Source organism: Ectopseudomonas oleovorans, assembly GCF_003052605.1.
GTDB classification, from domain to species: Bacteria; Pseudomonadota; Gammaproteobacteria; order Pseudomonadales; family Pseudomonadaceae; genus Aquipseudomonas; species Aquipseudomonas oleovorans_A.
This window is the reverse complement of sequence record NZ_QASO01000082.1, coordinates 38,802-56,740: the sequence shown is the minus strand read 5'-3', so window position 1 is coordinate 56,740 and position 17,939 is coordinate 38,802. Positions and strand designations below refer to the sequence as shown.

Annotated in this window: 14 protein-coding genes and 1 riboswitch; of the genes, 3 read left to right on the top strand and 11 right to left on the bottom strand. The window is 62.6% G+C overall.

What is annotated here, in order from left to right:
• Window positions 1-245: 245 nt before the first annotated feature.
• The 3 genes from DBO86_RS13850 to DBO86_RS13840 all read right to left on the bottom strand — a co-directional run bounded on the left by DBO86_RS13850 (window position 246) and on the right by DBO86_RS13840 (window position 4,131).
• The gene (locus tag DBO86_RS13850) at window positions 246-1,727 is read right to left on the bottom strand and encodes an alanine/glycine:cation symporter family protein (RefSeq protein ID WP_108233956.1); all 1,482 of its coding nucleotides are present in this window, start codon (window positions 1,725-1,727) and stop codon (window positions 246-248) included.
• Between the two features lie 207 nt (window positions 1,728-1,934).
• Window positions 1,935-2,660 carry a 16S rRNA (uracil(1498)-N(3))-methyltransferase gene (locus tag DBO86_RS13845; protein ID WP_108233955.1) on the bottom strand — a complete coding sequence of 242 codons (726 nt, stop codon included), beginning with the start codon at window positions 2,658-2,660 and terminating at the stop codon, window positions 1,935-1,937.
• Window positions 2,661-2,727: 67 nt separating this feature from the next.
• Entirely contained in the window at window positions 2,728-4,131 is a 1,404-nt protein-coding gene (locus DBO86_RS13840) for an adenosylmethionine--8-amino-7-oxononanoate transaminase (protein ID WP_108233954.1), read from the bottom strand.
• 258 nt (window positions 4,132-4,389) lie between these two features.
• On the opposite strand from DBO86_RS13840, the gene DBO86_RS13835 reads away from it, so the two are divergent.
• Window positions 4,390-4,935 (top strand): cytochrome b, encoded by a 546-nt coding sequence (locus DBO86_RS13835; protein ID WP_108233953.1) that lies wholly within the window; start codon window positions 4,390-4,392, stop codon window positions 4,933-4,935.
• 60 nt (window positions 4,936-4,995) lie between these two features.
• Entirely contained in the window at window positions 4,996-5,571 is a 576-nt protein-coding gene (locus DBO86_RS13830) for a YceI family protein (RefSeq protein WP_108233952.1), read from the top strand.
• 104 nt (window positions 5,572-5,675) lie between these two features.
• Here the strand turns inward: DBO86_RS13830 and rhlE2 are convergent, their stop codons facing one another.
• From rhlE2 to ahcY, 5 genes are all read right to left on the bottom strand, one after another.
• The gene (rhlE2, locus tag DBO86_RS13825; protein WP_108233951.1) at window positions 5,676-7,553 is read right to left on the bottom strand and encodes an RNA helicase RhlE2; all 1,878 of its coding nucleotides are present in this window, start codon (window positions 7,551-7,553) and stop codon (window positions 5,676-5,678) included.
• 187 nt (window positions 7,554-7,740) lie between these two features.
• Entirely contained in the window at window positions 7,741-8,499 is a 759-nt protein-coding gene (locus tag DBO86_RS13820; protein ID WP_108233950.1) for a substrate-binding periplasmic protein, read from the bottom strand.
• Window positions 8,500-8,551: 52 nt separating this feature from the next.
• Complete coding sequence (ppnN, locus tag DBO86_RS13815) at window positions 8,552-9,925, bottom strand: nucleotide 5'-monophosphate nucleosidase PpnN (RefSeq protein WP_108233949.1); 1,374 nt, start codon at window positions 9,923-9,925, stop codon at window positions 8,552-8,554.
• Between the two features lie 75 nt (window positions 9,926-10,000).
• Window positions 10,001-10,846, bottom strand: coding sequence for a methylenetetrahydrofolate reductase [NAD(P)H] (metF, locus tag DBO86_RS13810; protein ID WP_108233948.1), 846 nt, complete (start codon window positions 10,844-10,846; stop codon window positions 10,001-10,003).
• 99 nt (window positions 10,847-10,945) lie between these two features.
• Entirely contained in the window at window positions 10,946-12,340 is a 1,395-nt protein-coding gene (ahcY, locus tag DBO86_RS13805; RefSeq protein ID WP_108233947.1) for an adenosylhomocysteinase, read from the bottom strand.
• A 21-nt stretch (window positions 12,341-12,361) separates the two neighbouring features.
• Window positions 12,362-12,443, bottom strand: a riboswitch (S-adenosyl-L-homocysteine riboswitch).
• A 141-nt stretch (window positions 12,444-12,584) separates the two neighbouring features.
• Here ahcY and DBO86_RS13800 point away from each other — a divergent pair.
• The gene (locus DBO86_RS13800; RefSeq protein ID WP_003458822.1) at window positions 12,585-13,205 is read left to right on the top strand and encodes a TetR/AcrR family transcriptional regulator; all 621 of its coding nucleotides are present in this window, start codon (window positions 12,585-12,587) and stop codon (window positions 13,203-13,205) included.
• 158 nt (window positions 13,206-13,363) lie between these two features.
• On the opposite strand, the gene preA is transcribed toward DBO86_RS13800, so the two are convergent.
• The 3 genes from preA to hydA all read right to left on the bottom strand — a co-directional run bounded on the left by preA (window position 13,364) and on the right by hydA (window position 17,557).
• Entirely contained in the window at window positions 13,364-14,638 is a 1,275-nt protein-coding gene (preA, locus tag DBO86_RS13795; RefSeq protein ID WP_003458824.1) for an NAD-dependent dihydropyrimidine dehydrogenase subunit PreA, read from the bottom strand.
• Window positions 14,639-16,006 (bottom strand): NAD(P)-dependent oxidoreductase, encoded by a 1,368-nt coding sequence (locus DBO86_RS13790; protein ID WP_074855200.1) that lies wholly within the window; start codon window positions 16,004-16,006, stop codon window positions 14,639-14,641.
• 111 nt (window positions 16,007-16,117) lie between these two features.
• Entirely contained in the window at window positions 16,118-17,557 is a 1,440-nt protein-coding gene (gene hydA, locus DBO86_RS13785; RefSeq protein ID WP_090336024.1) for a dihydropyrimidinase, read from the bottom strand.
• Window positions 17,558-17,939 lie beyond the last annotated feature (382 nt).

The window sequence follows — 17,939 nt, the reverse complement described above, 5'->3', positions numbered from 1 at the left end:
CTCAGACGAGCGCCCATGAAAAAGCCCCGGCACTGACCGTAATGCTGTTCACATAAGCGATGGTCGGACGCGATTAGTCCCCTCGCCCCTTTGGGGAGAGGGTTAGGGAGAGGGGAAACTGGCCGTTTTAACCCTCTCCCCCAGCCCCTCTCCCATAAATGGGAGAGGGGAGCCAAACGTGTGCAACCTTAAGTGAACAGCATTCTGGCACTGACCGGGGCTTTTTCGTTACTGCCGGAAGTTGATCAGCGCTGCACTTGCTGCGCTTCAGTTTTCTCTGCAGTCAGGTTCTCTTCCGAGGTGTTGCTGCCCCAGTAGTCGGCATTGGTGATGCCAAGCTTCTCGGGGTGGAAGACCGGATCCTTACCCTCATCCAGCTGTTGTTCGTAGTCCTTCAGGCACTTGTAGGCAACCTTGTGCATGAGCAGGATAGCGATGATGTTCAGCCAGGCCATCAGGCCCACGCCGAGGTCACCCAAGTCCCAGGCGAAGGTGGCGGTGTGCACGGTGCCGTACACGGTGGCCGCGATGATGCCGAACTTCAGCAGCAGGGTGAGGATGGGGCGCTTCACCTTGCGGTTGATGTAGGCGATGTTGGTTTCGGCGATGTAGTAGTAGGCCAGGATGGTGGTGAAAGCGAAGAAGAACAGAGCAATGGCGACGAAGGCGTTACCGAAGCCGGGCATCATGTTCTCCATCGCGGTCTGCACGTAGCCCGGACCTGCGGCTACGCCAGCGATACCGGTGAACAGCGCGCTGCCATCCGGGGCCTGCACGTTGTACTGACCAGTGATCAGTAGCATGAAGGCGGTGGCGGAGCAGACAAACAGGGTGTCGATATAGACCGAGAAGCCCTGTACCAGACCTTGCTTGGCCGGGTGGCTGACGGCAGCGGCGGACGAAGCGTGCGGACCAGTACCCTGGCCGGCTTCGTTGGAATACACACCACGCTTGACGCCCCACTGGATGGCCATGCCGACGATGGCGCCGAAACCGGCCTCGAGGCCGAATGCGCTCTTGACGATCAGCAGCACGACTTCCGGCAGCTTCTCGATGTTCAGCAGGATGATGACCAGGGCGACCAGAATGTAGCCCAGCGCCATGAACGGTACGACTACCTGGGTGAAGTGGGCGATACGCTTGACACCACCGAAGATGATCAGGCCGATCAGTATGGCCAGCACCGCTGCGGTGACGTTCGGGTCAATACCGAACGCGGTTTGCGCACTGGAGGCAATGGAGTTGGCCTGAACGCCCGGCAGCAGCAGGCCTGTGGCGAACACGGTGACGATGGCGAACAGCCAGGCGTACCACTTCAGACCCAGGCCGCGCTCGATGTAGAAGGCCGGGCCGCCGCGGTATTCACCGTTGAGCTTTTCCTTGTACACCTGACCGAGGGTGGACTCGACGAATGCCGAGCTGGCGCCGAGGAAGGCGACCATCCACATCCAGAACACGGCACCCGGACCACCGAAGGTGATCGCAGTGGCCACACCAGCAATGTTGCCGGTACCGACGCGACCGGCGAGGGTCATGGTCAGGGCCTGGAAGGAGGTGATGCCATGCTCATCGGTCTTGCCGGTGAACATCAGGCGAATCATTTCTTTGAAGTGGCGAACCTGGAGGAAGCGGCCGCGCAGGGAGAAGTAGAGACCAACGCCGAGACATAGAAAGATCAGCGCCGGGCTCCAGATCAGACCGTTTAGGGTCGAGACCAGTTCGTTCATGCAATGCTCCTGGGCATGCGGCCGCTTTTTGGGCGGTGCCGAGGCCCGTTGTTTGTTATTGGAAGAGAACCGACGCTAACGGGCGTCGGCCTCGGCCGTGCGCGGTTCGCTGGTGAGCGGCCCGCGCATGCGGCGCGAAGAGCATGACAAAGACTGTCGATCTTGCAATCTCTTGAAATCACATTTTGTTACGTCCAAGCGACATTCTTATGCCTGGAGGTCGCCCCAGAGCTGTTGAGCGACAGTCAGCGCCACCACGGGGGCCGTTTCCGTGCGCAGAACGCGTGGGCCTAGGCGGGCGGCGTGGAAGCCTGCGCCCTTGGCCTGGTCGACTTCGGCATCGCTCAGGCCGCCTTCCGGGCCGATCAGAAAGGCCAGGGAATGGGGCTTTTCATGGCTTTGCAGAGCAGCGGCAACGGGGTGCAGCACCAGCTTCAGCTCGGCTTCGATCTGCTGCAACCAGGTGTCCAGCTCCTGCGGCGGGTTGATCAACGGCAACACCGAGCGGCCACACTGTTCGCAAGCGCTGATCGCCACCTGACGCCAATGCGCCATGCGCTTGTCGGCGCGCTCGTCCTTCAGGCGTACCTCGCAGCGTGCCGAGACGATGGGGGTGATTTCGCTGGCCCCCAGTTCGGTGGCTTTCTGGATGGCCCAGTCCATGCGTTCGCCGCGTGACAGGCCCTGGCCGAGGTGAATATGCAGCGGCGACTCGCTTAGGCCGGCAAAGGCTTCACGCAGCTCGACGCGCACGCTTTTCTTGCCCACTTCGATCAGCTCGCCGAGGTATTCCTGGCCGCTGCCGTCGAACAGCTGCACGGCATCGCCCACGGCATGGCGCAGCACGCGGCCGATGTAATGGGCCTGGGCCTCGGGCAGTTCATGCTGGCCGAGAGACAGCGGGGCATCGATAAAGAAGCGGGACAGGCGCATGACGTATCAACCTTGAGCAGAGGCGCGAATTCTAGCTGTAGGGTGCGCTGTGCGCACCGCTCCTGAGTCAGCCCGGATCGCGATGATCGGGGTAACGGTTGTCCACTGCCACGCTGATTGACTCTCGGGTGGCGATATCAATGCCCTCACTGGCCACCTCGGCGAGGAAATCGATCTCCTCGGGTGTGATGACGTAGGGCGGCAGGAAATACACCACGCTACCCAGTGGGCGCAGCAGCGCCCCCCGTTCCAGTGCATGCTGGTAGACGTGCAGGCCGCGCCGCTCCTGCCATGGATAGGCTGCCTTGCTGGCCTTGTCCTGCACCATCTCGATGGCCAGAGCCATGCCGGTCTGGCGCACTTCGGCGACGTGCGGGTGATCGGCCAGGTGCGTCGTGGCGCTTGCCATACGCGCCGCCAGGGCCTTGTTGCGTTCGATCACATCGTCGTCACGGAAGATGTCCAGCGTCGCCAGCGCGGCGGCGCAGGCCAGCGGGTTGCCGGTGTAGGTGTGCGAGTGGAGAAAGGCGCGCAGGGTGGCGTAGTCGTCGTAGAAGGCGCTGTACACCTGATCGGTGGTCAGCACCGCAGCCATCGGCAGGTAACCACCGGTCAGTGCCTTGGACAGCACCAGAAAGTCCGGGGTAATGCCGGCCTGTTCGCAGGCGAACATCGTGCCGGTACGGCCGAAGCCGACAGCAATCTCGTCATGGATCAGGTGCACGCCATAGCGGTCGCAGGCCTCGCGCAGCAGCTTGAGGTAGACCGGATGATACATGCGCATGCCGCCGGCACCCTGGATCAGCGGTTCGATGATCACCGCGGCGACTTCGTGGTGATGCTCGGCCAGGGTCTGTTCCATGTGGGCGAACATGACGCGCGAATGCTCTTCCCAGCTCACGCCCTCGGGGCGCAGGTAACAGTCTGGGCTGGGCACCTTGAGGGTGTCGAGCAGCAGCGGCTTGTAGGTGTCGGTGAACAGCGACACGTCTCCCACCGACATCGCTGCCACGGTTTCACCGTGATAACTGTTGCTCAGGGTGACGAAGCGCTTCTTGTTCGCCTGGCCGTTGTTGAGCCAGTAGTGAAAGCTCATCTTCAGCGCCACCTCGATGCCCGAGGAGCCGTTGTCGGCGTAGAACACCTTGTTCAGGCCGGCCGGGGTGATCTGCACCAAGCGCTCGGACAGTTCGATCACCGGCTGATGGGTGAAGCCGGCTAGCATGACGTGCTCAAGGCTGTCCAGTTGCTCGCGGATGCGCGCATTGATACGTGGGTTGGCGTGACCGAAGACGTTGACCCACCAGGAGCTGACGGCATCCAGATAACGCTTGCCGTCGAAGTCTTCCAGCCACACGCCGGACGCCTTGCGAATCGCTACCAGCGGCAGGCGCTCGTGATCCTTCATCTGGGTGCAGGGGTGCCACAACACGTCGAGATCGCGTTGCATCCAGTGATCGTTCAGGCTCATGAGCTATCTCCCAAGGTTCGGCGGCACAGCCTACCAGAAGCCGTCACCGAGTCACGGGCGTTGCTGCTGGTCTGGCAGAATGTACCGCTGCTGCCGTTGCCGGGGAACTCCATGGGCGGCGCGTCATACCAACGGGGTCGGCTTGAGGGGGGGGAAGCGCGAAATATCGCATTTCCTGATATTTCATAGCGAAATTTTCCGCTTTAAATCGATATATTTGCCGTTAGTCTTGCTCGGATCTGGATTAGGAAAGCCACCATGCAATGGCGCAACACTTCTGCTCGTTATGGTCTGGTCAGCGTGCTGCTGCACTGGTCGGTCGCGCTGGTCGTCTTTGGCCTGTTCGGCCTCGGCTTCTGGATGGTAGGGCTTAGCTACTACGATCCGTGGCGCCAGAGTGCGCCTGACCTGCACAAGAGCATTGGCATTCTGTTGTTCGTCGTCATGCTCCTGCGCGTGCTGTGGCGTTTGCTCAACCCGGCGCCCGCGCCGCTTGCCAGCCATGGCAAGCTCACTCGCCAGGCCTCCAGGCTGGGCCACGCCTTGCTTTATCTCGGCCTGTTTGGCGTGATGCTCTCCGGTTACCTGATTTCCACCGCTGATGGTCGTGGCATCGAGGTATTCGGCCTGTTCAGTGTGCCGGCCACCCTGAGCGGCATCGCGCAGCAGGCAGACATTGCCGGCGCCATCCACGAATACCTGGCCTGGGGCCTGGTGATCTTCGCCGCCCTGCATGGCCTGGCTGCACTCAAGCATCATTTCATCGACCGCGACAGCACCCTGCTGCGGATGTTCGGGCGCTGAAGCATTTCATAACCGGGCCAAGGCCCACATAGATCGACAACCTCGCAAGGAGAACACCCCATGTTGAAGAACGCCCTCGCTGCACTGGTTCTGGGCTCGGCCCTGATGGGCGGCCAGGCCATGGCCGCCGACTACGCCATCGACAAGCAAGGCCAGCATGCCTTCGTCAACTTCAAGATCAGCCACCTGGGCTACAGCTGGCTGTACGGCACCTTCAAGGATTTCGACGGTACGTTCAGCTATGACGCTGCCAACCCCGAGGCGAGCAAGGTCAACGTGACCCTGAAGACTGCCAGCGTCGACACCAACCATGCCGAGCGTGACAAGCACCTGCGCAGTGCCGACTTCCTCAATGTCAGCAAGCACGACACCGCCACCTTCGAATCCACCTCGGTCAAGTCCACCGGTGAAGGCAGCGCTGACGTCACCGGCAACCTGACCCTGAATGGCGTGACCAAGCCGGTCGTCATCGCTGCCAAGTTCATCGGTGAAGGTCAGGATCCGTGGGGCGGCTACCGCGCCGGCTTCGAAGGCACCACCACGCTGAAGCTGAAGGACTTCGATATCGCCATGGACCTCGGCCCGGCTTCGGAAACCGTCGAGCTGATCATCTCGATCGAAGGCATCCGCAAGTAAGGAAAACGGCCGCTCTAGCGGCCACCGGATGTGGCCGCATGTTCAGCCTACGGCAATAACGAAAACGCCACCCTATGGGGTGGCGTTTTCGTTAGCGCGGCAGCTTACTCTTCGCGGTTACGCGTCAGCAGCGCCGGCTTCTCGCTGCGTGGACGAGTGCTGTTGCTCAACTCGTCGAGCTGCTCGGCGCTGGGGAAACGATCCAGGCGAGAGCCCTTGTGCACGATGATCGGCTGCTTTTCGCGCGGGTTGCGCACGGCCGCTTCGGCGCGTGGCAGCTCGTCGCGATCCAGCGAGGTGATGCGACCGTCCGCCGGTCGGCCGCGGCCACCGCCACCGCCGTTACGGCCCTGACCACCCTGGCCACGATTCTTAGCGGGGGGGGCGCCAGCGTTGCTGCGGGGCTGCCTGTTGTTGCTGTTGGCTCTCTGGCCTTGGCCCTGAGCAGCGCCATTGCCAGCCGACCCACCGCCTGAACGACGGCCGCGACCTTGCGGCTTGTTCTGCACCGGTACGTAATCGGCACGGTTGCCAAAATTATCGATTTCGTCGTCGAGGAACTCTTCCGGGTCGCGGTCCGGAGGCAATGGTGGAACAGCCGGCGCAGCGCCACGGCTCTGGTTGCGCGGTTGCTGACCACGGCGATTCTGGCCCTGACCCTGCTGTTGCGGCTTGGCTTTCTGTTCCTTGCCGCTGTCCTTGCCCTTGTCTCGACGACCACCGTTGTTGCGCTCGCCCTTGGGCTTGTCGGCGCCTTCGGCTTTGGCCTTTTTCGGCCCGGCATTGCGTGGCTGGCGCGGTTCACGCACTTCCGGACGTTCCGCTTCCACTGCGCTGGCATCGAAGCCCAGCAGATCACCGTCGGGGATCTTCTGCTTGGTCATGCGCTCGATGCTTTTCAGCAGCTTCTCTTCGTCCGGGGCGACCAGCGAGATGGCCTCACCGCTACGCCCAGCGCGGCCGGTACGGCCGATGCGGTGGACGTAATCTTCCTCGACGTTGGGCAGCTCGAAGTTGACCACGTGCGGCAGTTGGTCGATATCCAGGCCGCGGGCGGCGATATCGGTGGCCACCAGGATGCGCACCTTGTTCGCCTTGAAGTCGGCCAGCGCCTTGGTGCGGGCGTTCTGGCTCTTGTTGCCATGAATCGCGGCAGCCGGCAGGCCGTGCTTGTCGAGGTATTCGGCGAGGCGGTTGGCACCGTGCTTGGTGCGGGTGAAGACCAGCACCTGTTCCCAGGCGCCCTGGGTGATCAGGTGGGCGAGCAGGGCGCGCTTGTGGTTGGCGGCCAGGCGGAAGACGCGTTGTTCGATACGCTCGACCGTGGTGTTCGGCGGCGTCACCTCGATGCGTTCGGGGTTGTGCAGCAACTTGCCGGCGAGGTCGGTGATGTCCTTGGAGAAGGTGGCCGAGAACAGCAGGTTCTGGCGTTTGGCTGGCAGCTTGGCCAGCACCTTCTTGACGTCGTGGATGAAGCCCATGTCGAGCATGCGGTCGGCTTCATCGAGCACGAGAATTTCCACATGCGACAGGTCGATGGCTTTCTGGTTGGCCAGGTCGAGCAGGCGACCTGGGCAGGCCACCAGTACGTCGACACCCTTGGCCAGGGCCTGGATCTGCGGGTTCATGCCAACGCCACCGAAAATGCAGGCGCTGACGAATTTCAAATCGCGGGCATAGACCTTGAAGCTGTCATGCACCTGGGCGGCCAGTTCGCGGGTGGGTGTCAGCACCAGCACGCGCGGTTGTTTCGGGCCGTGACGTTGTTCGCGATCCGGATGACCGCCCGGAAACAGGCGTTCGAGGATCGGCAGGGCGAAACCGCCCGTCTTACCTGTACCCGTCTGGGCCGCCACCATGAGATCGCGACCTTGCAACACGGCGGGAATGGCCCGCTGTTGCACCGGAGTGGGCTGGGTGTAGCCGGCGGACTCGACCGCACGGACTAGAGCCTCGGAGAGACCGAGGGAGGCAAAGGACATGAGCAATCCTGTACTAAGTGAGGGCGTGGCCCTGGGGGTGTAGAGCCTGGCTTGAATCACACGTGGGGGGCGTGATCCCGTCCGGTACTGCTGGCTTTAGAGCACCAGCATCCGGGCGCAAGCCTGGCGGGAAGCCCCGAGTATAACAGAGCTGAGGCCTTACGCAGCTACCAGCCTGTCGGTTGGTTCACGGCCTGAGTCGATCGGGGTTGGCGTAGCGCTGCTGCAGCTGGGCATAGGCTGGTTCGCGCTTGAAGCGGCGCAGTTCGTCAGCGAAGTCCCTGGCCAGGCTAGCCAGGGCAGGGTCGTGACGCAGCGCGAGGTATAGACGGTCGTGGCCGACCGCCTTGCGGTTGTAGTCGACCTGCTGTTGCAAGCCCATCTGGGTGGTCAGATAGAGGCCGGCGCGACGGTCATTGATGACCAGGTCGACGCGGTGGCGGATCAGCTTGCCCAGATTGGCCTCGTGAGTCGGAGCCGCTTCGCGACTGAACAAGGGCGAATTGCGGAAGGTTTCGTCGTTGTACCAGTAGCCTGGCGAGATGCCAATCACCAGGTCGCGCAGGTCTTCCAGGCTGTCATAGGGGTAGGGGCGGTTACGTGCGTAGAACAGTACCAGTTCGACGTCGCTCAGCGGCTCTTCGACGAAGAGCATGCTCGCTTCGCGCTCGGGCAGGTGGAAAATATCCAGTATGCCGTCTGCATTGCCTTGTTCCAGCTCCAGCAGGCAGCGCTTCCACGGCAGGAACTGCAGGTCCAGCTTTACCCCTAGGCGCTGCAGTACCTCGCGGGTGAGCTCGTAGTCGAGACCCGCGGCCTGGCCGTCTTCCTCGTAGACGTAGGGTGCCCAGGCATCTGTGACCAGGCGCAGCGTTTCGCCGCGGGCGGCGAAGGCGCAACAGCACAGTAAAAGCGTGGCGATAATCTGGCGCTGGAATAATGGCATGATGCCAGGTTAGCGATTTTGCGGGTGCCGTGAAAGTGCGTCTTGCGCAGCTTCAGTCGACTATCCGATAGCAGGGCTCATAGGCACTGCCGCCCGGCAGCTTCATGCGGTGCTGCTCGACGAAGGCCTGCAGCAGGCGATCCAGCGGGCGCATGATGGTGGTTTCACCGCGAATCTCGTAGGGGCCGTGCTCCTCGATCAGGCGGATGCCGTTCTCCTTGACGTTGCCGGCGACGATGCCGGAAAAGGCCCGGCGCAGGTTGGCGGCCAACTGATGCAATGGCTGCTCGCGGGTCAGGTTGAGGCCGGCCATGGCTTCATGGGTCGGCTCGAACGGGTGCTGGAAGCTCTCGTCGATCTTCAGCAGCCAGTTGAAGTGGAAGGCGTCGTTGCGCTCGCGGCGGAACTGACGCACGGCCTTGATGCCGCTGGCCATTTCGCGGGCGACTTCGGCCGGGTCGTTGACGATCATGCGGTAGCGTTGCTGCGCCGCTGCGCCGAGAGTGGCGCCGATGAAATCATGCAGCTGCTGCAGGTACGTGCTGGCGCTCTTCGGCCCGGTGAGAATGACTGGGAAGGGCAGATCCTGGTTATCCGGGTGGGTGAGGATGCCCAGCAGGTAGAGAAACTCTTCGGCCGTGCCGGCGCCGCCCGGGAAGATGATGATGCCGTGGCCGACGCGGACGAAGGCTTCCAGACGCTTCTCGATATCCGGCAGGATCACCAGCTCGTTGACGATCGGATTCGGTGCCTCGGCGGCGATGATGCCCGGCTCGGTCAGGCCCAGGTAGCGGCCGGTGAGGTTGCGCTGCTTGGCGTGGCTGATGGTGGCGCCCTTCATCGGCCCCTTCATCACGCCCGGGCCGCAGCCGGTGCAGATATCCAGACCGCGCAGGCCCAGTTCGTGGCCGACCTTCTTGGTGTACTTGTATTCCTCGGTGCTGATCGAGTGGCCGCCCCAGCACACCACCATCTTCGGTTCGACGCCGCTGCGCAGGGTCTTGGCATTGCGCAGCAGGTGAAAGACGTAATCGGTGATGCCTTCGGAACTGTCCAGATCGATGCGCTTGTGCTCCAGCTCGCTCTGGGTGAAGACGATGTCGCGCAGGGCGCTGAACAGCATCTCGCGGGTGCTGGCGATCATCTCGCCGTCGACGAAGGCATCGGCTGGTGCGTTCAGCAGCTCCAGGCGGATGCCGCGATCCTGCTGGTGGATCTTCACTTCGAAGTCCGGGTACGCCTCGAGGATGGTCTTGGCGTTATCACTGTGCGAGCCGGTATTGAGGATCGCCAGGGCACACTGGCGGAACAGGCGATACATGCTGCCCGAGCCGGTTTCGCGCAGTTGCTGCACTTCGCGCTGGGAGAGGGTTTCCAGGCTGCCCTTGGGGCTGACGGAGGCGTTGATCGTGGAGCGTTTGAGCATGAGGGGCGATCCTTCGGCGGCAAGGCGGAGTGTGACGCAGACAGGCCGTCCGTGTGGACGGCCCGGAGGGAGCTGTCAACGTGACAGTTTGAGGTTGTTCCAGATGGCCAGGCTGGGGCCAGCCAGGTTCATGCTGTAGAAGTGCAGGCCCGGCGCGCCGCCTTGCAGCAGGCGCTCGCACATCTCGCTGATGACCTGTTCGCCGAAGGCGCGAATGCTGTCGCTGTCGTCGCCATAGGCTTCCAGCTGCTTGCGCACCCAGCGCGGGATCTCCGCGCCGCAGGCGTCGGAGAAGCGCGCCAGCTTGCTGTAGTTGGTGATCGGCATGATGCCCGGCACCACCGGGATATCCACGCCCAGTTTCTGCACGCGCTCGACGAAGTAGAAGTAGCTGTCGGCGTTGAAGAAGTACTGGGTGATGGCGCTGTCGGCACCGGCCTTGGCCTTGCGTACGAAGTTGGCGATGTCGCTCTCGAAGTTGCGCGCCTGCGGGTGCATCTCCGGGTAGGCAGCCACTTCGATATGGAAGTGATCACCGGTTTCAGTGCGTATGAACTCGACCAGCTCGTTGGCGTAGCGCAGCTCGCCGCTGGCCATGCCCATGCCTGATGGCAGATCGCCACGCAGGGCAACGATGCGCTTGATACCGGCGTTCTTGTACAGGTTGAGCAGCTCGCGCAGTTCGGCCTTGCTGTCACCGACGCAGGACAGGTGCGGCGCGGTCGGCACCTTGATCTCGCCATCGAGTTGCAGCACGGTGTTCAGGGTGCGGTCGCGGGTCGAGCCACCGGCACCATAGGTGCAGGAGAAGAAATCGGGTTTGTAGGTTGCCAGTTGGCGCGCTACGTCCATCAGTTTTTCATGCCCGGCTTCGGTCTTGGTGGGGAAGAATTCGAAGCTGTAGCGGCGTTCTTGGCTCATAGGGTTTCTAGCCTTGGAGACGTAGGGTGGATGGCGTTTTTCCATCCACCTTGCGGGAAGTCGGCGGTGGATAGGCCATGGGCTTATCCACCTTACGCATTAGTAGCGATAAGCGTCCGGCTTGAACGGGCCTTCCACGGTCACGCCGATGTAGTCGGCCTGCTGCTTGGTCAGCTGGGTAACCACACCGCCGAAGCCCTTGACCATTTCCAGGGCGACTTCTTCGTCGAGCTTCTTCGGCAGCACTTCCACGGTCAGGCGCTCGGCTTTCTTCTCCGGGGAGAGGTCGGCGAACTTCTGCTCGAACAGGAAGATCTGCGCCAGTACCTGGTTGGCGAACGAGCCATCCATGATCCGGCTCGGGTGGCCGGTGGCGTTGCCCAGGTTCACCAGGCGGCCTTCGGCCAGCAGGATCAGGTAGTCGTCGTTGGCCGGATCGAAGCTGCCAGCACCGGTGCGGTGGATCTTGTGCACCTGCGGCTTGACCTCTTCCCATGCCCAGTTCTTGCGCATGAAGGCGGTGTCGATCTCGTTGTCGAAGTGGCCGATGTTGCACACCACGGCGCGCTTCTTCAGGGCCTTGAGCATGCCCGCGTCACAGACGTTGACGTTACCGGTGGTAGTGACGATCAGGTCGATCTTGCCCAGCAGCGCCTTGTCGATGCTGGCCTCGGTGCCGTCATTGATGCCGTCGATGTACGGCGAAACCAGCTCGAAGCCGTCCATGCAGGCCTGCATGGCGCAGATCGGGTCGATCTCGGAAACCTTGACGATCATGCCTTCCTGACGCAACGACTGCGCCGAGCCCTTGCCTACGTCGCCGTAGCCGATCACCAGCGCCTGCTTGCCCGACAGCAGGTGGTCGGTGCCGCGCTTGATGGCGTCGTTGAGGCTGTGACGGCAGCCGTACTTGTTGTCGTTCTTGCTCTTGGTCACGGCGTCGTTGACGTTGATCGCCGGGACTTTCAGGGTGCCGGCCTTGAGCATGTCGAGCAGGCGGTGCACACCGGTGGTGGTTTCTTCGGTGATGCCGTGGATGCGCTCGAGCATCTGCGGGTATTTCTTGTGCAGGATTTCGGTCAGGTCACCGCCGTCGTCCAGCACCATGTTGGCGTCCCACGGCTGGCCATCCTTGAGGATGGTCTGCTCGATGCACCACTCGTACTCTTCCTCGGTCTCGCCCTTCCAGGCGAACACCGGGATGCCGGCGGCGGCGATGGCGGCAGCGGCCTGATCCTGGGTGGAGAAGATGTTGCAGGAGGACCAGCGCACTTCCGCGCCCAGGGCGGTGAGCGTCTCGATGAGCACGCCGGTCTGGATGGTCATGTGGATGCAGCCGAGGATCTTCGCGCCTTTCAGCGGCTGGCTGGCGGCGTACTTGCGGCGCAGGCCCATCAGTGCCGGCATCTCGGACTCGGCGATGATCAGCTCTTTGCGGCCCCAATCGGCCAGGGAAATGTCGGCGACTTTGAAATCGTTAAAAGCAGCGCTCATGAAAGCTCTCCATTCGTTGTCTGCGAATGGGCGCCGTTGATGCGTATGGTTAACGCCCCATCCGAGCCTGACAGGTTGCCCTGCTGCAGCGCCCCTCGGACAGGTGGCGGGAGCGACCGGAGCTGTGCCGGTCGTTTGAAACTGGCGGATTATAGCTGCGTGCGGCGTGCAGCCCAAGGCTTTCCGTCGCCCCGTCGGTATCGCCAGTGGTAGCCTTGGCAGGTCTAGTCGCAACGGATCGGCCATGGCCAACCACAAAATCGAAATTCGCCGTCGCAACGTCAAGAAGATTCTCCTGGCCGCTGAAAAGGTCTTCGCCGAGAAAGGCTACGGCGGCACTGCCATGGCCGATATCGCCGAGCAGGCCGAATTGCCGCGTTCGAACCTGCACTATTACTTCAGCACCAAGGACGAGCTGTATCGCGCCGTGCTGCTCGATCTGCTCGAAGTGTGGAAGCAGGATGCCCAGTGCTTCGAGGTATTCGATGACCCGCGCGTGGTATTGAGCAGCTACATTCGCGCCAAGATGAACCACTCGCGCAGTCGGCCGTATGGCTCAAAGGTTTGGGCCAACGAGATTATCCATGGCGCGCCGGTGCTCGGTGTCACCCTCGACGAGGGCCTGTACGACTGGGCGAAGATGAAGGAGGCGAAGATCCGTCAGTGGGTCGAGGGCAAGCGCATCCTGGCTGTCGAGCCGTCGGCGCTGCTCTACATGATCTGGGCCTCGACCCAGCATTACGCCGACTTCAGCCATCAGGTGGCGGTGCTCAACGAGCACCAGGCGCTCTCCGAGCCGCAATTCGAGCGAGCGGTGCAGACGGTGACCAGTGTGATCTTGCGTGGGATCGGGCTGGAGCCGTAATCGCAGTCGCTGCCTGTCGCGGCTAAAGCCCCTCCCACGGTCTTTGTCTTTGCTCACCCCATCGGCTAAAGCAGTGCGTCGCTCTGCCCCTCCAACAAGAGCACTACTATCCCGTGGGAGGGGCTTTAGCCGCGAACTGTTTTAGCCGCGAGCTATTTTCAACTGGCCACGCGGTACGGATTGCGCGGGTCGTGGTTCCAGTCGAGGAAGGGTTTGCCAGTGTCCTGAGTCACCATCTCGATGCAGTCCTGCACCGGGCAGGTGATCTGGCACAGGTTGCAGCCCACGCACTCTGCGTCGATCACCTCGTATTTATGCGTGCCGTCGGCCTGGGGCAGGCTGGCGATGGCCTGGTGCGAGGTGTCTTCGCAGGCGATATGGCAGCGGCCGCAGCCAATGCAGGCGTCCTGGTCGATCCTGGCGATCACCTGGTAGTTGATGTCCAGGTACTTCCAGTCGGTGGTATTGCCCACCGCGCGCCCGGAGAAATCTTGCAGGCTGGCGTAGCCCTGGCTGTCCATCCAGCGCGACAGGCCGTCTTTCATCTCCTCGACGATGCGAAAGCCATGCAGCATGGCCGCCGTACACACCTGCACCGCACCGCAACCCAGTGCGACGAACTCCGCCGCGTCGCGCCAGCTACCAATGCCACCGATACCGCAGATCGGCAGGCCGCGGGTTTCCGGGTCGCGGGCGATCTCGGCGACCATGTTCAATGCAATGGGTTTGACCGCTGAACCGCAGTAGCCGCCGTGGGTGCTCTGCGTGCCGACGATGGGGAGAGCGACCATGCGCTCCAGGTCGATGCTGGTGATCGAGTTGATGGTGTTGATCAGCGACACCGCATCGGCGCCGCCACGATGTGCGGCGCGCGCCGAGGTGCGAATGTCGGTGATGTTCGGCGTCAGCTTGACGATCACTGGCAGCGAGCAATAGGTCTTGCACCAGCGGGTGACCATCTCCACGTATTCCGGCACCTGGCCGACCGCCGCGCCCATGCCGCGCTCGGGCATGCCGTGGGGGCAGCCGAAGTTCAGCTCGATACCGTCGCAGCCGGTGGCTTCCACAAGTGGCAGGATGGTTTTCCAGGATTCCTCGACACAGGGCACCATCAGGGAAACGATCAGCGCGCGGTCCGGCCAGTCCTTCTTCACCTGGGTGATTTCGCGCAGGTTGATTTCCAGCGAGCGGTCGGTGATCAGTTCGATGTTATTGATCCCGAGTACGCTTCTGTCAGCCCCAAAGTGCGCCGAGTAGCGTGACGACACGTTGACCGCTGCCGGGTCTTCGCCGAGCGTCTTCCAGACCACGCCGCCCCAGCCGGCCTCGAAGGCGCGGACCACGTTGTAGGCCTTGTCGGTGGGCGGCGCGCTGGCCAGCCAGAAGGGGTTGGGGGCCTTGATTCCGGCAAATTCGATGGATAGATCGGCCATTTATGCGGCCTCCACATTGAGCATCAGGTGAGAGTGGATGGCCTCGGCGGCCAGCTTGCCGTGCTGCACGGCTTGTACGGTGAGGTCCTGGCCCAGGGCGGTGCAGTCGCCGCCGGCATACACGCCTGGCACGCTGGTTTGCAGCTGGGCGTCGACCCAGATGCGTTCGCCTTCGCGCTTCAGTTCGCGGGCCAGCGGGTCGTTCAGGGCTTGGCCGTCAAAGGCCTGGCCGATGGCGGTGAAGATGGCGTCTGCGGCCAGCTCGAAGGTTTGTCCGGTGCTTTGCAGGCGGCCGTTCTCCAGACGCGTGCGGGCGAAGCGCATGCCGCGCACCTGACCCTGATCGTTCAACAGCACCGCGTCCGGCTGTGCCCAGGTCAGCAGGCGTACCTGATTGGCCTTGGCGATGTCCTGTTCGTGTGCGGTGGCGCCCATTTCCTCGAAGCCCCGGCGATAGACCAGGTTGACGTCGCGGGCACCGAGTTTGCTCATTTGCACCGCCATGTCGATGGCGGTGTTGCCGGCGCCGAGGACGATGCAGCGCTCGGCCACCGGCAGTTGCGTCAGGTCATCGCTCTGCCGTAGTTCGCGGATGTAATCGGTGGCGGCGAGCAGCCCCGGCGCCTCTTCGCCCGGCAGGCCAAGGCGTTTGCTGGCCGCCAGGCCGATGCCGAGAAATACGGCGTCGAACTGCTGGTGCAGCTCGCTGAGGCTGAGGTCGTCGCCCAGTTTGTGGCCATGGCGGATCTCGATGCCGCCGATCTGCAAAAGGAACTCCACTTCGCGTTGGGCGAAGTCGTCGACCAGCTTGTACTTGGCGATGCCGTACTCATTGAGGCCGCCGGCTTTCTCGCGTGCCTCGAAGATCACCACTTCATGACCGTGCATGGCCAGGCGATGAGCGCAGGACAAACCCGCCGGCCCTGCACCGACCACGGCAATGCGCTTGCCGCTGGCCGGGGCGCGCTGGAACGGGTGCTCGCTGAACTGCGCGTTGTCGATGGCATAGCGCTGCAAAGGGCCGATCAGCACGGGCGCGCATTCCTGCGCGTTGTTACGCACGCAGGCTTGCTGGCACAGAATCTCGGTGGGGCAGACGCGGGCGCAGCTGCCGCCGAGGATATTCGCCGAGAGAATCTTCTCGGCCGCGCCCTGAACGTTCTCGTGGCTGATATTGCGGATGAACGAGGGGATGTCGATCTCGCTGGGGCAGGCATTCACGCAGGGTGCGTCGTAGCAATACAGGCAGCGAGCGCTTTCCAGTGCGGCCTGGCGGGCGGTGAGCGGTGGGGCCAGATCGCTGAAACGATCGGCCAGTTCGGCCGCCCCGGCATCCGGTCGCGGCAAATGGCTGAGGGTGTCTATCACGGTTATTGCCTCACGGTTTTGTGGCTTTTATTCGGCAGTTAACAGCGGATAAGCGGCCATCCGGCCTCTGCGGGCCGGTGTGGCGAAGTAGTGGGGTGCCTGTGTAGCGGCTTAGCGCTCGACGGCCGTCGGCCGGCTGTGCTCGGCGCGTTTGCTCAGCAGGTCGAACACTGCCGGGTAGGCCGGGCGCTCGACATAACGGCCGGCGCCGCGTTCGGCGCGCAGGTCGCCATCGACCCAGACCAGCTTGCCGGCGCTGATGGTGTGGCTGGGCACGCCACGCACGGTCTTGCCTTCGAAGATGTTGAAGTCAACCTGCTGGTGATGGGTCTTGGCCGAGATAGTGCGTGTGCCTTGCGGGTCCCACAGGACCAGGTCGGCATCGGCGCCAACCTGCAGCGCGCCCTTGCGCGGGTAGAGATTGAAGATCTTCGCGGTGTTGGTGCTGGTCAGCGCGACGAAGTCAGTCATCGACAGCTTGCCGCTGTTGACGCCTTCATCCCAGAGCACCGCCATACGGTCCTCGATGCCTGCCGTGCCATTGGGGATCTTGCTGAAGTCATCGCGCCCTGCGGCTTTCTGCTCGGCGCAAAAGCAGCAGTGGTCGGTGGCGGTGGTGTGCAGGTTGCCCGACTGCAGGCCACGCCACAGCGCCTCCTGATGCCCACGCGGGCGAAACGGCGGGCTCATTACGTAGCCGGCGGCGGTTTGCCAGTCGGGGTGGCGATACACGCTGTCGTCCAGCAACAGATGGCCGGCCAGCACCTCGCCGTACACCGGCTGACCCTTGGCGCGGGCATAGGTGATTTCGTCCAGGGCTTCCTGGGTCGAGACGTGCACCAGATACAGCGGCGTGCCCAGCGTCTCGGCGATGCGGATGGCACGGCTGGCGGCTTCGCCTTCGACCTGGGAAGGCCGCGACAGCGGGTGCGCTTCCGGCCCGGTTAGGCCCTGAGCCAGGAGTTTCTGTTGCAGGTGATAGACCAGCTCGCCGTTTTCCGCATGCACGGTGGGCACTGCGCCCAGTTCGAGGCAGCGCTCGAAGCTGGCCACCAGGGTGTCGTCGGCGGCCATGATGGCGTTCTTGTAGGCCATGAAATGCTTGAAGCTGTTGACTCCGAACTTTGCCACCAGCTCGCCCATCTCGCGGCTGACCTCGTCGCTCCACCAGGTGATGGCGACGTGGAAACCGTAGTCGGACGCGGACTTCTCCGCCCAACCGCGCCAGGTGTGGAAGGCTTCGAGCAAGGATTGCTGCGGATTGGGAATCACGAAGTCGATGATCGAGGTGGTGCCGCCGGCCAGGCCTGCGGCGGTGCCGCTGAAGAAGTCCTCGCTGGCCACCGTGCCCATGAAGGGCAATTGCATGTGGGTGTGCGGGTCGATGCCGCCGGGCATCAGGTACTGGCCGCTGCCGTCGAGCACCTGGCAGCCGGCCGGGGCGTCGAGATCGTTACCGATGGCCTGGATCAGGCCGTCTGCGCAGAGCACATCGGCGCGGTAGCTTTGCTCATGGGTGACCAGGGTGGCGCCACGGATCAACAGCGACATGGTGGGTTCCTCGCAGGCTGGCCGATGCATGTCGGCTCTTGGCTTTCTGGCGCTGACGAGGGTAGGTGTCTATTCCTGTCAGCGTTGACAGGAATTGAATCTAGTTGCAGTAATTGGATTGGGCAAGATTATTTTTTGATCAATTATTTTATATTTAAGTTATTGAAAGTTAACAATAAAAACTAAAAATCACCAAAATGGGGAGGGCTCTCACCATTTTGACGCACTTGACAGAATGCCAATATGGTCAAGATTTCTCATGGAAAATCAGCCGCTTGTGCCCTGGCATGGCGCGACCTTGGGCGGCGAAAAAAAATCGCTTGCACCAGTTTGAATCCTGACTGACAGGACAAGCCGTCACGAGTCTGTCGATGGCGTCTGC